Annotated in this window: 15 protein-coding genes and 1 other RNA gene; 8 read left to right on the top strand and 8 right to left on the bottom strand. The window is 60.5% G+C overall.

Annotation, left to right across the window (positions count from 1 at the left end):
- Positions 1–294 precede the first annotated feature (294 nt).
- Positions 295–1,044, top strand: coding sequence for a metallophosphoesterase family protein (locus tag D6858_RS08845; RefSeq protein ID WP_338067287.1), 750 nt, complete (start codon positions 295–297; stop codon positions 1,042–1,044).
- Positions 1,045–1,073: 29 nt separating this feature from the next.
- Here D6858_RS08845 and rnpB read toward each other — a convergent pair.
- The 4 genes from rnpB to D6858_RS08825 all read right to left on the bottom strand — a co-directional run bounded on the left by rnpB (position 1,074) and on the right by D6858_RS08825 (position 3,331).
- An RNA gene (rnpB, locus tag D6858_RS08840) (RNase P RNA component class A) lies at positions 1,074–1,487 on the bottom strand.
- Between the two features lie 49 nt (positions 1,488–1,536).
- Entirely contained in the window at positions 1,537–1,902 is a 366-nt protein-coding gene (locus D6858_RS08835) for a carboxymuconolactone decarboxylase family protein (protein WP_120109118.1), read from the bottom strand.
- Between the two features lie 77 nt (positions 1,903–1,979).
- Entirely contained in the window at positions 1,980–2,687 is a 708-nt protein-coding gene (locus D6858_RS08830; protein ID WP_120109116.1) for an N-acetylmuramoyl-L-alanine amidase, read from the bottom strand.
- Complete coding sequence (locus D6858_RS08825; protein ID WP_120109114.1) at positions 2,687–3,331, bottom strand: histidine phosphotransferase family protein; 645 nt, start codon at positions 3,329–3,331, stop codon at positions 2,687–2,689. The genes D6858_RS08830 and D6858_RS08825 overlap by 1 nt, the downstream gene beginning before the upstream one ends.
- Before the next feature lie 164 nt (positions 3,332–3,495).
- Between D6858_RS08825 and purU the strand changes: the two genes are divergently transcribed.
- Positions 3,496–4,371, top strand: coding sequence for a formyltetrahydrofolate deformylase (purU, locus tag D6858_RS08820; RefSeq protein ID WP_120109112.1), 876 nt, complete (start codon positions 3,496–3,498; stop codon positions 4,369–4,371).
- A gap of 9 nt (positions 4,372–4,380) precedes the next feature.
- Here purU and D6858_RS08815 read toward each other — a convergent pair whose 3' ends face one another.
- Together D6858_RS08815 and D6858_RS08810 are read right to left on the bottom strand one after the other, a co-directional pair.
- The gene (locus tag D6858_RS08815) at positions 4,381–4,770 is read right to left on the bottom strand and encodes a M67 family metallopeptidase (protein ID WP_120109110.1); all 390 of its coding nucleotides are present in this window, start codon (positions 4,768–4,770) and stop codon (positions 4,381–4,383) included.
- A gap of 13 nt (positions 4,771–4,783) precedes the next feature.
- Positions 4,784–5,983 carry a low temperature requirement protein A gene (locus tag D6858_RS08810; RefSeq protein ID WP_120109108.1) on the bottom strand — a complete coding sequence of 400 codons (1,200 nt, stop codon included), beginning with the start codon at positions 5,981–5,983 and terminating at the stop codon, positions 4,784–4,786.
- Between the two features lie 125 nt (positions 5,984–6,108).
- Here D6858_RS08810 and D6858_RS08805 point away from each other — a divergent pair, with 125 nt between their 5' ends.
- The 5 genes from D6858_RS08805 (at position 6,109) to D6858_RS08785 (ending at position 10,511) form a co-directional block, all read left to right on the top strand.
- Positions 6,109–7,053, top strand: coding sequence for an RluA family pseudouridine synthase (locus D6858_RS08805; protein ID WP_120109106.1), 945 nt, complete (start codon positions 6,109–6,111; stop codon positions 7,051–7,053).
- Positions 7,054–7,194: 141 nt separating this feature from the next.
- On the top strand, positions 7,195–8,088 hold the full coding sequence (gene rpoH / locus D6858_RS08800; protein ID WP_102153508.1) for an RNA polymerase sigma factor RpoH: 894 nt from the start codon (positions 7,195–7,197) through the stop codon (positions 8,086–8,088).
- Between the two features lie 134 nt (positions 8,089–8,222).
- Positions 8,223–8,750 (top strand): ferritin-like domain-containing protein, encoded by a 528-nt coding sequence (locus D6858_RS08795; protein WP_240623777.1) that lies wholly within the window; start codon positions 8,223–8,225, stop codon positions 8,748–8,750.
- Between the two features lie 139 nt (positions 8,751–8,889).
- The gene (gene mtgA, locus D6858_RS08790) at positions 8,890–9,558 is read left to right on the top strand and encodes a monofunctional biosynthetic peptidoglycan transglycosylase (protein WP_120109104.1); all 669 of its coding nucleotides are present in this window, start codon (positions 8,890–8,892) and stop codon (positions 9,556–9,558) included.
- Positions 9,559–9,563: 5 nt separating this feature from the next.
- Entirely contained in the window at positions 9,564–10,511 is a 948-nt protein-coding gene (locus D6858_RS08785; protein WP_120109643.1) for a cation diffusion facilitator family transporter, read from the top strand.
- A gap of 148 nt (positions 10,512–10,659) precedes the next feature.
- On the opposite strand, the gene clpX is transcribed toward D6858_RS08785, so the two are convergent.
- Complete coding sequence (gene clpX / locus D6858_RS08780) at positions 10,660–11,925, bottom strand: ATP-dependent Clp protease ATP-binding subunit ClpX (protein WP_120109102.1); 1,266 nt, start codon at positions 11,923–11,925, stop codon at positions 10,660–10,662.
- Positions 11,926–12,115: 190 nt separating this feature from the next.
- Complete coding sequence (locus tag D6858_RS08775; RefSeq protein ID WP_120109100.1) at positions 12,116–12,820, bottom strand: ATP-dependent Clp protease proteolytic subunit; 705 nt, start codon at positions 12,818–12,820, stop codon at positions 12,116–12,118.
- Between the two features lie 220 nt (positions 12,821–13,040).
- Here D6858_RS08775 and D6858_RS08770 point away from each other — a divergent pair, with 220 nt between their 5' ends.
- Positions 13,041–15,137, top strand: coding sequence for a TonB-dependent receptor plug domain-containing protein (locus D6858_RS08770; RefSeq protein ID WP_120109098.1), 2,097 nt, complete (start codon positions 13,041–13,043; stop codon positions 15,135–15,137).
- The last annotated feature ends 78 nt before the right edge of the window (positions 15,138–15,215 follow it).

The raw sequence follows: 15,215 nt of genomic DNA, 5'->3' as shown, positions 1-15,215 counted from the left end.
TCCACCCGTTCCCATCTTTGATTGCGGAAATCTGCGGTAAATGCACAATAAATGTGCATGGACATGCTGCAGCGCACAAGAAAAATGTCGCCAACTATCGTAAATCACCTGCATAGTGTTGATTTTAGGCATCAGAGGGTGGTTCATTCCAGCGTCAGCCATTGCCCGCCATAGGGCTCTCGCCTATGTGGCGCCTGCGTGCCGCGCGCGCAAAGCACTTCCGGCCCAATCGTTATGCTATCATCTCTCCGTCGCCTCTTTCGTTCCAATACACCCGCCCCGGTAATCGCTGCCGTGCCGGCAGGCACACGTTATTACGCGGTAGGCGATATCCACGGGCAACGGGCGCTGTTCGATGCGTTGCTGGACGCGATCGCTCAGGACGATACCGCCCGCACCCCTGCCGATACACGCATTGTGCTGCTGGGCGATCTGGTGGACCGTGGGCCGGATAGCGCCGGTGTCATCGCTCGCGCCCGCCAGCTACAGGCCGAACGCCCCACCACTCTGCTGGCCGGCAATCACGAGGAAATGTTCCTCTCCGCATTCGAGGATACTGGAATGCTACGCCATTTCCTGCGCCACGGCGGCCGGGAAACGGTGATGAGCTATGGTGTGAAGCGCAAGGAATACGACAACGCCACGCTCGATGAATTGCAGGACATCATGCACAAGGTCATCCCGGAGGAAGATCGCGCCTTTGTTGCCGCATTCGACACGCACCATCTGGCTGGCGATTATCTGTTCGTCCATGCCGGGATCGCGCCCGGCGTTCCTCTGGAACAGCAGAAGCGCCATCACCTGATGTGGATCCGCGAAGAATTCATCACATATGATGCGCCGCACGAACACATGATCGTGCATGGCCATACGATCAGTGCCGAGGTCGATGCGCGCGCCAACCGGATCGGCATCGATACCGGTGCCTATAACACCGGACGCCTGACAGCTCTGGCGCTGGAGGGGACATCGCGCCGCACGATTCAGGCAGTCAGAGGCGAAGACGGCACGATCACGATCGAAACGGAAACACTCTGCCCGTAATATTCTCCGGCACAGCCGGATAAAGTGCAGGTGTCAGGGGGCCTGTAAGCCGGGTTCTGTACCGCCGACGGTATCCGAACATGCCGGACCGTATCGGCAGTGGCAGCCATTCATCTGGGCGACGGATTGCTCCGTACGCTCAAGCAGCCAACCCGGGCGGTCGGGTCCGAAACAGACCTGCCCCGCTTTCGCGAAGGCGCGCCGCCCCTATTCGGCCTTGCTCCGGGTGGGGTTTGCCATGCGGGCCCTGTCACCAGCGCCCCGGTGCGCCTTTACCGCACCCTTTCACCCTTGCCTGTGAGGTTTCCCTCCATCGGCGGTATACTCTCTGTGGCACTTTCCCTCGGCTTGCGCCGGGCGGGCGTTACCCGCCACCCTTGCTTCGTGGAGCCCGGACTTTCCTCGACACGGGTTGCCCCGCACGCGGCTGCCCGGCCCCCTGACGGAGCGGCATATAGAGGCACGTATCCCCGGTGGGAAGAGCGCGCAGCGTTACTCAGCCGCCTTGTCGACATACTGATCGTATGCCTCAAGTGCCTGCGCCGCGTACATCGCGCTCGGCCCGGCCCCCATATACACCGCCAGCCCCATTGTTTCTGCGATCTCTTCACGTGACGCGCCGTGCTTGCGCGCGCCTTCGACATGGAACGTGATGCAGGGATCGCACCGCGTCGCCACTGCGATAGCCACCGCCAGCAATTCCTTGGTCTTGGCATCCAGAGCCCCGCCTTCGTGCGCCGCAGCGCCCATGTCGCGAAAGGCCTTCATCACGCCCGGCGCGCCTTTGTGCAGTTCGCGGATCGCGGGAACGAGATTGGCGGCCATCGCGGGCCAGTCCTTGAATTCGGTATGCGCCATCTGTCACTCCTTCATAGCGTTTCCTGCGTCCTGTCTCATCAGGCGAATGCAGCGACATTGATCTGAATCAAAAACACCTAGCGCGAAAGGCCGCGATCGCGGTCGAGCAGCAACTGGAACAGGATCGCCCGCACCTGACCATCGATCTGGCTGTCAATCCGCTCTGGCCGCCAGCGGCGCTGGAACGCCTCCACCACTTTATGACCGTCTGTAATGTCATAACCGAACCGTTCGAGCGCGAGGTAGAATGCCGCATCGTTATCGAACGGATCGCCACGCTCCAGCTTTTCCGGCTTGGGCAGGCAGAGGCCATATTCCGCCAGCCGGTCCCACGGAAACAGCTCGCCCGGATCGACCTTGCGTGCAGGCGCCACATCGGAATGGGCCACTACGTTGGCGCGCGGAATATCGTATTGCTTCACGATCCGCGCCAGCAACGGGACGAGCGCATCGATCTGGGCATCGCTGAACGGACGATAGCCGAGCGCGTGGCCCGGATGGTCCAGCTCGATCCCTATACTGGCCGAATTCACATCGCGATGCCCGCGCCAGTACGATTGCCCCGCATGCCATGCGCGCTGCTCTTCCGGCACCAGACGGACGACTTCGCCCGCTTCGCTGATCAGGTAGTGCGCGCTGACTTCGGCCTGCGGATCGCATAGCCGGTCGAGCGCAACCTCCGCATTTTCCATTTCGGTATAATGCAGCACGACCATCGAGATCGGCAGCTTACGCTCGTTGCAATTGGGCGACAGCCGTTCGCGATGGACAAGCTCGTCGGCCATCAGTCCTCCGGTAGTACCGCGCCGAGCACCAGCGCATCGTCATGCAAGGCATATTGCAGCCCGCCGCCCGCGCGTTCCGCCAGCAGGGCCAGCATATGGGCGGCAGCGGTGCGGCTGGTAATCTCACTGCCATCCAGGCCGCCCTCCAGCGCCTTGCCGATAGTTTCGTCGAAGGCGATTTTCGGCCCCGCAGCGCGTACGACGATTTCGCTGGTGCCGTCGCGCAGTTCCGCGCCGATATCCAGTGTCCCGCCCCGCACCAGCGCATCCAGCCCGATTTGTGCCAGATTGAGCAGCACTTTGACCGCCGGTTTAGGCAAGCGATCGGCGGAAAGCGCCCAGTGCACTTCAACGCGTTTGGCCGACGCGACCAGCGATTCGATCACCGATTTCGCTTCGTCCACCGGCACGGCTTCCCCGAAACCTCCAGCGGCCCCGAATGCGAGACGAAAGAACTTGAGTTTATCGGCAGTCGTCCTCGCGCTTTGTTCGAGCAGTTCCATACACCGCTGGCGCATTTCCGGATCGCGCTCGTCAGCCAGCAATTCCAGCCCGTTGTTAAGCGCGCCCACAGGCGACAGCATATCGTGGCACAGGCGAGAGCACAGCAAGCTGGCGAGATCGAGAGCGTCGGTATCGTTCATTTGAAGTCGTCGTCTCCTGACGATTGGAGCATTTGGTGAACAATCCTTAAACGAACTTTCGCGCCGTTCCACCCGCAGTTTCTGTTCGATGCGACATCGCGCCCCGCTTGCATGTAGAAATTCTTGGTTGCGGGCCGCTCGTCTCCCGGCAACTACTCCTCCTCATGGACAATTCGTGCGAAGACAAATCATATATTCTGGCCCTCTCGTGCAAGGACCAGGTCGGCATTGTTGCTGCGGTCAGCGCGCACCTGGCAGCCCACGATGGATTTATCCTCGATAGCCAGCAATATGCCGACCTTGCTCTCGGCAGCTTTTTCATGCGGGTCGAATTTGCCGGAGCGGGACCGGCCTTTCCCGACAGGATAGAACAATTGCGCGACGGGTTCGCCCCGATTGCCGCGCAGTATGGGATGCGTTGGGAACTCGTCGCCGCGGCAGAGCGTCCGCGGGTGCTGGTTGCCGTGTCGAAGGGCAGCCATTGCCTCAATGATCTGCTGCACCGTTGGCGCACGGGCAACCTGCCGGTGGACATCGTCGGGGTCGTATCCAACCACCCGGACCTGCGCGATCTGACCGAATGGCATGGAATCGCGTTTCATCATCTGCCCATCGGCGCTGAGGGTAAAGATGCCCAAGAGGCGAGAATCCTCGCCCTGCATGAAGAACTGCGGGCCGATTATCTGGTGCTTGCGCGCTATATGCAGGTGTTGTCATCAACCACCGTCGACAGGCTGGCGGGCAAATGCATCAACATTCACCACAGCTTCCTGCCCAGTTTCAAAGGCGCGCGGCCCTATCATCAGGCGCATAGCCAAGGCGTGAAGCTCATCGGCGCGACCGCGCACTTCGTGACCAGCGATCTGGATGAAGGACCGATCATCGAACAGGATGTCGAACGGGTGGACCACCGCGCCACGCAAGACGATCTGGTGCGGATCGGTCGCGATATCGAAGCGCGGGTGCTGGCCCGCGCTGTTCGCTGGGTGGCGGAACGGCGGGTGTTCCTCAACGGAGTGCGAACTGTCGTCTTCCGGTAGGCGTCGGCTCTACCCGATACGGCAATCGACGGCAGCGAATCCATCTGGCAGATCGCGCCACCAGCGCACTTGCCCCTGCCCGAAAATCGCCCACACCCTCCCGTCGCCCGATGCCATCGCTGCATCGGTGGCGGACGGTGCAGGTGGCCCATGCGGGTGGGAATGGAAGTATCCCACCACGTCCGGCCCGCCCGCCCGCGCGGCACGGTGCACGTCGATCAGCGCCTGCGGATCGATCTCGAAATGCGTCGCGGGCGAAGGGTGGACATTGGCGGTAGCGACTATGGTGTGAACATGCGCGCCTTTGCCTAGCAGCAGGCCGCAGGCTTCGTTCGGATGCGCTTCGGCTGCCAGACGGATCATCCGGTCGTACAGGTCGCCACTCGTAGTTATACCCATCGCCGCTTGTCGCTCAGCTCTCTGCACGTATCCGGCGACGGGCCCGCGTGGCCATCGCGCTGCGAACGAATACCGCCAGCACACTCAACACTGCCATACTTTCCAGCGCAGCAGGCATCAGCGCGCCTGCAATCAGCACCAGCACAGCGAATACGGGAAGAACCGCGCGGGCACCGCCATCGAGCACGAACCGATCGCGCACGAACCACAGCCCGGCCATGTAAAGCGCCAGTGGCACAGCCACTGCGATATCGCCCGCCCGCAACGGGATGTGAGCATGGCCGGTGACGATATCGACCAGCACCCCGAAGCCTGCACCGACAGCAGCGGTCGCCGCGAAAGGGATCAGGTGGCCATAACCCCACTGGAAATGCAGACCTTCATGCTCGGTATGAACGCGCAAGTGATCGTCGCGGGAAAAATAGAGCCACCACATCGCAAACGCGATCACCAGCGATGCCAGCGCCACATGCAACAATGGCGATGCCAGCCCAATCTCCTCGCCCCCTTTGGCCAGCGATGCCGAGCCTGCCAGCAGGATTTCCCCCAACAGGATAATCATCAGCAGGCCATACCGTTCAACAATATGATCGTCATGCCAGGGGGTCATGCCGGCCCTCTCAGCATAAACCGGAACCATCAGTTCGGTGACAGCGGCAAGTGCCAGTACCGCGAAAAACACCGCCGTCCCAGGCACCATCAACCAGGCAAGCGCCACCCACAGCACCTGCGCGACAGCGATCCCAGCGGCATAGCGCCGAGCGGTGGTCGCATGCGATGGATCGTTGCGCGCCGCGATCAGCCACAGAGCGATCATTCCGATCCGCATCACGACATAGGCCATAACCGGCAAAGTAATATCCAGCCCATCGAAGAAACGCGGAACCGACGCGGCCAGCCACAGAAACCCGAACATGATCCAGAACGTCAGCAGTCGATAGATCGGGCCATCGTTGTCATAGGCCGAGGCAAACCAGGTGTAGTTCATCCAGGCCCACCAGATCCCGAAAAACGCCACCATGAAAACGGGCAACGCCTGCATGGCGTGCCCTTCCGCGATGCCGTGGTGCAGGCCCACAGCGGCGGACGCTATCGCGATCACAGTCACCAGATCGAAAAACAGCTCCAGCGGCGTTGCTGCGCGATGCGTTTCATGCGGATCGCGCGGACCGAAAGGTCTGTAATCGAACAGTCGCCCCTTCACTTCACTCATGCCATTCCTTCCTGCGGCATCAATGATCCCACTGAATGGCGTAGCGCAGGGAAGAGCGCACGCAAACCCACAAAGCCGCCCTCCGGCGCTTGTCGAAGGGTGCCGCTTCACCTAGGCCATTGCGCGTGACCCAGCCCGAAACCCTGACCGGCATTCTCACCAGCGATGGCAGGATCGACAAGGTATTGGCGGAGGAAACCGGCCTCTCTCGCGAGCGGGTTAAGGCGTTGATCGGTGACGGAGCAGTTACTGTCGGCAGCGCAGTGGCCAAAAGCGCTTCTGCAAAAGTGTCCTCCGGCACCGCGTACAGCATTGCCCTGCCCCCACCTGCCCCATTGGCGGCGCAGCCACAGGATATCCCGCTGTCGGTGGTGTTCGAAGATGAACATCTGATCGTCGTGGACAAGCCCGCCGGGCTGGTCGTCCACCCCGCAGCGGGCAATCCCGACGGCACACTGGTCAACGCTCTGCTACACCACTGTACCGGGCAGCTTTCGGGCATCGGCGGTGTGGCCCGCCCCGGAATCGTCCATAGGATCGACAAGGATACATCGGGCCTGCTGGTCGTCGCCAAAAGCGATGCCGCGCATGAAGGGCTGACGAAACAGTTTGTCGATCATTCGATCCACCGCCGATATCTGTCCGTCGCCGGCGGGCAGCCCAATCCGGCGGAAGGGACGATAACGGGCCGCCTTGGTCGTTCGGATAGCAACCGCAAGAAAATGGCGGTGCTGCCTGACGAATCATCGCGCGGGAAGCACGCGGTCACGCATTATCGCACTATCCGCCGCCTGAACCATGCCGCGCTGGTGGAATGCAGGTTGGAAACCGGGCGAACTCACCAGGTGCGGGTTCACCTTGCGTCAATCGGTCATGCCCTATTGGGCGACCCTGTATATGGCCGCACGCCTGCCCCTCTACGCCCTGTTCTCAAGGAACTGGGGTTCGCCCGACAGGCGCTTCATGCCGCGACTCTCGGCTTCGTTCATCCTGTCACTGGCGAAGATTGCTGGTTCGAAAGCGAATTGCCCCGCGATATGGCGGAACTTATCGACGAACTCGCTCGTTAAAATCGACGAAATGCGCTGCAAAATTGCGCGCAAATCCCTATATACGGTAGTGTGTGCCCCATCCGGAGGATGCCCAGAAGGGGTCCGCCAAGCGAGGGCGACGCTAGAAAGGTAAGGGTAATAGTGAGCAATTCCAAGCCAATGTCGGTCCCCGCACTGGGCGGCGAGCAAAGCCTCAACCGCTACCTGTCGGAGATCAAGAAATATCCGATTCTCACCGCCGAGCAGGAATATATGCTCGCCAAGCGGTACGAGGAGCACGAAGATCCCGAAGCTGCCGCGCAGCTCGTCACCAGCCATCTGCGGCTCGTGGCGAAAATCGCGATGGGCTATCGCGGATATGGCCTGCCCGTCAGCGACCTGATTTCCGAAGGGAATGTCGGGCTGATGCAAGGCGTCAAAAAATTCGAGCCCGATCGCGGGTTCCGTCTCGCCACCTATGCCATGTGGTGGATCAAGGCGAGCATTCAGGAATACATCCTGCGGAGCTGGTCGCTGGTTAAAATGGGCACCACCGCCGCGCAGAAAAAGCTGTTCTTCAACCTTCGCCGGATGAAGAAAAACCTCGACGCTTACGAGGACAGCGATCTGCACCCGGACGACGTGCGTAAGATCGCCACCGACCTCGGCGTGCCCGAACAGGAAGTGGTGAACATGAACCGCCGCATGATGATGGGGGGCGACGGTTCGCTCAACGTCTCCATGCGAAACGGCGAAGAAGGATCGGGCGAATGGCTCGACTGGCTGCAGGACGAACGCCCGCTGCAGGACGAAACCACTGCAGAAGCAGAAGAAGCCCACGTGCGCCACGAAATGCTGGTGGAAGCGATGGATAGCCTCAACGACCGGGAAAAGCATATCCTGGCCGAGCGGCGCCTGACCGATAATCCGCAAACGCTGGAAGAACTGTCGCAGGTTTACGACGTCAGCCGCGAACGTATCCGCCAGATCGAAGTGCGCGCGTTCGAAAAACTGCAGAAGGCGATGCAGCGGATCGCGAGCGAGCGGCTGCTGCCTGCACCAGAGGCCGCATAAGCCAACGGCACAGCGAATAGCCTGGAACGGGCCGCGATCCCCACGGGTCGCGGCCCGTTTTGCGTCCGGTCAATGTCAGCAAGTGTCGAACCTGCGACTACCGCCACAAGAAGGGGACAACAGGAGACTGACCGATGAACCGGTTTATGTCGGTGCTTGTTCGCCAGACCTTCGCCCCGCTCACTATTGTAATTTTCGGCAGCGCTGTCGCCTGGGCCGCGCCCCCTCCCCCGCCCGCTGCCCAGTCCACCGGCGACCGCGCCGCACTGCAAACCGCGCTGGACGATGAATACAGGGCAGAAGCGACCTATCGTGCCGTGCTCGATCAATTTGGCGACGTGCGTCCGTTTTCGAATATCATTCGGGCAGAGCAGCGCCATGCCGAGATGGTAATTGCACAGATGGTCCGTCTGGGCATGACGGTTCCGCCCAATCGTTATATCGGCACGATTGCGGCCCCGAAGACCCGCCTCGACGCCTGTCAGACAGGGGTCGAGGCGGAGAAAACCAATATTGCGCTATACGACCGGTTATTGCCGCAAGTGCGCGATCCGCAAGTGAAGGCAACACTGCAACTGTTGCAATCGGCCTCGCGCGAGAACCATCTGCCAGCATTCGAACGCTGTGTCGCGCGCGGCGGAATGATGGGTCGCAGCTGGTAACGGCATCCTGAGCGAAATCGGCCCGGCGCAGTTCTGTCAATCGCCGCAGGAGCCGGGCCGATAAGCGCTTTGTGCGAAACTCAGCAGTGAAGACAAAAGCGCCATTTTCTTTTGCCTCTGCGACCGTTACCCCTTCGGCATGACCCGTGTCGCGATGTTTCTTGCCAAAATAGTTGTTGGCTTCATCCTGTTCAGCCTGCTGTGGGTGGTGCTGTACCGGTTCGTGCCAGTCCCTGTCACAGCCACGATGCTGATGGACCCCAATGGCATAACCAAAGATTGGGAATCGCTATCCAACATCGATCGCAACATGGTCGATGCAGCAATCGCCGGTGAAGACGGCAAATTCTGTTCGCACAACGGATTCGATCAGGAAGCGATTGAGAAAGCAATTGAGCACAATGCCCGTGGCGGGCGTATCCGCGGCGGCTCCACGATCAGCCAGCAGACCGCCAAGAACGTGTTCCTGTGGCAAGGCGGCGGCTATTTCCGCAAAGGGCTGGAGGCGTGGTTCACTTTCCTGATCGAGAACCTGTGGGGCAAGCGGCGGATCATGGAAGTCTATCTCAACGTCGCGGAAACCGGGATCGGTACGTATGGCGTGGAAGCGGGCGCTCAGCGCTATTTCAAACGTTCCGCTGCCCGGCTCACTCCGCTGGAGGCGGCCCGGATCGCGGCGGTCCTGCCACTGCCCAAGGAACGCGCAGCGATCAGCCCCAGTGGCTTTACCCGCCGCCACGGTAACACCATAGCCCGCCGCATCGGCATTGTCCGCCGCGACGGGCTCGATTCCTGCATTTACGAGTGAGCGATATGGGCGCGACACATTCACATAGCGGCGGACACGATCACGCCGGGCAAGACCACCACCATGCACACGGTCATGGAGGCCATTCGCACGCCCCGGCCAGTTTCGGACGCGCCTTCGCCATCGGGATCGTGCTCAACACCGTATTTGTCGGAATTGAGGCCGCATACGGTTTTATGGCCGGATCGATGGCACTGGTTGCCGACGCCGGGCACAACCTGTCGGATGTGCTCGCGCTGGCGCTGGCATGGATTGCCAGCGTTCTGGCTCAGCGCTCCCCCGGCGGACGATTCACCTATGGCTACAAAAGCTCAACTATTCTGGCGGCGCTGGCCAATGCGGCGCTGCTGCTGATCGCCATTGGCGGTATCGCCTATGAAACCGTGCATCGCATGTCCTCCCCACCGAAAGTGGAAGGGTGGACGATGATCGTGGTCGCTGGCATCGTGATCGTCATCAACACTTTCACTGCCCTGCTGTTCATGCGCGGCAGCAAGCACGATCTGAATGTGCGTGGCGCGTTCCTTCACATGGCGGCCGATGCATTGGTCAGTCTGGGCGTGGTGATCGCAGGGGTCGTAATCCTGTTAACGGGCGCGAACTGGGTCGATCCGGTGACCAGCCTGCTGATCGTTATCGTGATCGCATGGGGCACCTGGGGTCTGTTGAAAGACAGCGTCAAACTGGGCCTCAACGCGGTGCCCGAAGGGATTTCGGTGGTCGCGGTGCGCGAATACCTCGTCACTCTACCCGGAGTGGCTGCCGTGCACGATCTGCATATCTGGCCGATGAGCACCACCGAGACCGCGATGACCGCGCATCTCATGATGCCCGGCGGCCACCCCGGCGACATATTCCTGCGCGAAGTGGCGGAAGAACTGGCCCACCATCACGGCATCGGCCACACTACGCTTCAGGTGGAAATCACGCGAGGATGCGATACCGGGTGCTGACCGGCAGATAGCAGCCCTCGCACCCCAAAAACCGCCTTCCCAAAAACGAAACCCCGGTCTGCTGGCCGGGGTTTCGCAATTTCCAGGTCGATAGTATCGGCCCGCCTGCGGCACATGCGTGTCCGAGACAGCAAGAAGCCCCTAAAGCTTAAGCTGCCTCTTCCTTATCCGTCTTGCCACCAACTACGCGGATCGGTTCCTTGCGCCCTTCGACAACGTCCTTGTCGATAACGATTTCGGTCACGTCTTCCATGTCGGGCAGGTCGAACATCGTGTCGAGCAGGATGCCTTCCACGATCGAGCGCAGACCGCGCGCACCAGTCTTACGGGCGATAGCCTTCTCAGCGATGGCGCGGAGAGCGTCATCGTTGAAAGTCAGTTCGACATCTTCCAGTTCGAACAGCTTGCAATACTGCTTCACCAGCGCATTCTTCGGCTCGGTAAGGATTTGCACCAGCGCTTCGACATCGAGATCGTTGAGCGTCGCGATCACCGGCAGACGGCCGACGAATTCAGGGATCAGACCGAATTTCAGCAGATCTTCCGGCTCGCACTTCTGGAGCAGTTCGCCCACGCGGCGCTTGTCCGGGTCGGCCACATGTGCGCCGAAACCGATGCTGCGCTTCTGCAGGCGGTCCGCGATAATCTTGTCCAGCCCCGCAAACGCACCGCCACAGATGAACAGGATATTGGTGGTGTCGACCTGCAGGAATTCCTGCTGCGGATGCTTGCGCCCACCCTGCGGCGGGACAGAAGCCGTGGTGCCTTCCATCAGCTTGAGCAAAGCCTGCTGCACCCCTTCGCCCGAAACGTCGCGGGTGATGCTGGGATTTTCGGCCTTACGGGTAATCTTGTCGATTTCATCGATATAGACGATGCCGTGCTGCGCCTTGTCGACGTTGTAATCGCTGGCCTGCAACAGCTTGAGGATGATGTTCTCGACATCTTCACCGACATAGCCAGCCTCTGTCAGAGTAGTGGCATCGGCCATCGTGAACGGCACATCGAACGTGCGCGCCAGCGTCTGCGCCAACAGGGTTTTGCCCGAACCGGTGGGGCCGACGAGCAGGATATTCGACTTGGCCAGTTCGACCTCGCCCGCTTTGCCCGAATGCTTGAGCCGCTTGTAATGGTTGTGCACCGCGACCGAGAGCACCCGCTTGGCGCGATCCTGCCCGATCACGTAATCGTTCAGCGTGCTGAAGATTTCGTGCGGGGTCGGCACGTCGCCTTCCTTGCGCCCGGCAAGGCCTGCCTTCGCTTCTTCGCGGATAATATCGTTACACAGTTCGACGCATTCGTCGCAGATGAACACCGTCGGGCCGGCGATCAGCTTGCGCACTTCGTGCTGCGATTTGCCGCAGAAGCTGCAGTAAAGGGTGCTTTTCGAATCCGTTCCGGTCAATTTGGTCATTTCCTGCTCATCCCGAATCCCTGCCTACAACGCAGGGATTCGCTGACCTTACGGCCAGTGATACGATAATCCAACAGCTTGTACCTATCATAGCTGCCTTGCGACAAGCTGAAGGCACAAGGTTGCCGGTTTCCTACTCCCTGTGCCCTCGAATGGCACAGGACGCAGCCGAATGGTTACGGACGCGGCCTTATTCGGGCGCGCCGCCCGATCCTTCGGCCTCTGGTGTTGCGTCGCTTTCAGGGCGGGTTTCGAAGACTTTGTCGACCAGCCCGAACTTCATCGCCTCGTCCGCTTCGAGGAAGGTATCGCGGTCCATCGCCTTCTCGATTTCGTCCAGCGTGCGGCCAGTGTACTTGACATACAGGTCGTTCATCCGCGCCTTGATGCGCAGAATTTCCTTGGCCTGAATTTCGATATCGCTGGCCATGCCGCGCGCACCACCGCTGGGCTGGTGGATCATGATTCGCGCGTTGGGCAGTGCTATCCGCATACCCGGTTCCCCCGCGGCCAGCAGGAAGCTGCCCATCGATGCCGCCTGTCCCATGCACACCGTCGACACGCGCGGTTTGATGTATTGCATGGTGTCGTGGATCGCCATCCCGGCTGTCACCACACCGCCGGGCGAATTGATGTACATGCTGATCGGCTTGCTCGGGTTCTCGCTTTCGAGGAACAGGAGCTGCGCGGTGATCAGCGAGGCCATCCCGTCTTCCACCTGCCCGGTCACGAACACGATACGTTCGCGCAACAGGCGGCTGAAAATGTCGAAGCTGCGTTCACCCCGGCTCGTCTGTTCGACCACCACCGGCACCAGCGCCCCGGTGAGGGGATCGCGTGTGAACTGGCCCTGTGTGCCGTAGGTTTCGCCGGAGTTGCCGAGCAGGTCGATCATTGTGGATGTGCCTTCATATTGGGTCGATTGCGACCGCCTATGTCGCGAGTACCGGAGCGATGTTCAAGGGGCTTAACCGCAATCCCCACTGCCGCAACAGGAAGTGGAACGATTACAAATGTCATTGAACGGCACGTAAGCGCCGTTGATCGAGTGCGCTCTGTTCCCTTTTCCCCAACACCAATAGCACCATTCCCAAGACTATCCGGAGAGGGGCTTCATGCGTTATTTCAATGGGATGCTGATGGCCTCCGCCGCTATCGCTGCACTTGGCACTACGCCTGCGCGCGCTGGCGAGAAGCCTGCGACTGTTGCCGCCGACTCCGCCGCAGCCGACCCTGACACCTCACATGTACAGGGCGCCTACCCGGCAGACTTCTTCACTGCATTCTCCCCGAAAAGCGCGCTCGACATGCTGCGAAATGTGCCGGGTTTCCAGATCCGCGAAGGGGATTCCAGCACGCGCGGGTTAGGTAAGGCGACCGAAAACGTGCTGGTGAACGGGCAGCGATTGTCCGGCAAATCCGATGGTCTTTACGATCAGCTTGGCCGCATTCCCGCCAGCAACGTTGTCCGCATCGAAATCGTGGACGGAGCGCGCCTTTCGATACCCGGCCTTTCAGGGCAGGTCGCCAATATCGTCACCGGTGGCAACAGCTTCTCCGGCCAGTTCGGATGGAACGGAGAGGTCCGGCCGCACTTTTCCCACCCCGGATATCTGGGGGGCGAGATTTCAGTGACTGGCAAACGGGGCCGCGTGGAATATACGCTGGGCCTGTCAAACGACGAAGGACGCGGCGCATATGGTGGCCCCTACTCCATTCGCGATGCCAACGGCTCCGTGATCGAGGCCCGCGATGGTCGGCTATGGTCCGACAGCGACGAACCAAAGGTCAGCGCGGGTTTGAAATACAATGGGCCCGGATCGACGATGGGCAACCTCAACCTGTCATATCAACGGGAGTATTCGACTTTTGCGGAAGACGAAGTCCGCCTGCCAGTGGACGATATCGCTCGCGACTGGTTACTAACCGGACGCTACCGCGCGTATAACTATGAAATCAGCGGCGATTATGAATTCCCGCTGGCAAGCGGGCGGCTCAAGCTGATCGGGCTGGAGCGGTATAAGCGCGCCCATCGGGATGAAAACGCGGTCATCAGCTTTGCCGATACCAGCGATCCGGTCGGCGGTCGCTTCCGGCAGGATCTGTCCAGCGGCGAACGCATCGCGCGGGCGGAATATGGCTGGAAATGGGGGCAGGCCGACTGGCAGATCGCGCTGGAAGGGGCATTCAACCGACTGGATGAGCAGGGCGCGCTGTTCGACCTGTCGCCCGCAGGTGAGTTCGTGGAAGTGCCATTTCCGGGCGGCACCGGCGGCGTGCGGGAAAGCCGGTATGAGGGATCGCTCAGCTACGGTCGCCCGCTGAGCAGCAAAGTCACTCTGCAACTGCTTGCAGCGGCGGAATCTTCGACCATTTCGCAGACCGGCGCCAATTCACTATCGCGCACATTCTTCCGCCCGAAAGGCACCGCCAGTCTGGCGTGGGCACCGGAAAAAGGGCTGGATATCTCGCTCAAAGTAGAGCGCGCGGTCGGCCAGCTCGATTTTGACGACTTTCTTGCCCGTGTATTTCTCGATCTGGGCAATCAGAACGGTAACAACGCCGATCTCGTCCCGTCCCAGCAATGGAACTTCGATCTGGAAGGAAAGAAGGAACTGGGCCGCTGGGGATCGACCAACCTGCTGCTTTTTGCCCGACTGTACGACGATTATATTGATGTGATCCCGCTGCCCGGCGGCGGCGAAGGGCGTGGCAATATTCCCAGCGCGCACCGCTATGGCCTCCAATGGACCAGCACATTCAACCTTGACCCGATCGGGTTCCACGGTGTCAAAATCGATTCCGATGTTGTCTTGCAGACATCGTCGCTGGTCGATCCGGTGACGAACGAGAAGCGGCAGATCAGCTATCTGGCAACGCGGGTGGTGAACGTATCGCTGCGCCACGATATTCCGCAGAGCGACTGGGCGTGGGGCGCGGCCATCGAATCACAGGAAGTGACCGATTACTACCGTGTGGGCGAGTTCGGGTATGACAACGAAGGCCCGGTATTCGACATCTGGTTTCTGGAAAACAAAGATGTGCTGGGAATGACCGTGAAATTTCAGGTCATCAACCTCTTCAATGCGCGCCACCGGCTGTACCGCACTGTGTATGACGGCCCGCGCGATGTTGCCCCGATATTGCTGAAGGAAGATCGCGCGCAGTTGATCGGACCGATGTTCCGATTGAGTGTGAAGGGAACGTTCTAGCCCGCCCTGGAGTGCCTTCGCTGGACCGGACTGACTTGCTGTGCTCCAGTACCGCAATCGAGGGGAGCGGTTCGACGC

The sequence above is a fragment of the Tsuneonella suprasediminis genome, from assembly GCF_003605755.1.
Lineage (GTDB): Bacteria > Pseudomonadota > Alphaproteobacteria > Sphingomonadales > Sphingomonadaceae > Tsuneonella > Tsuneonella suprasediminis.
The sequence above is the reverse complement of the archived record's forward strand: the minus strand, read 5'-3'. Positions and strand labels throughout refer to the sequence as shown.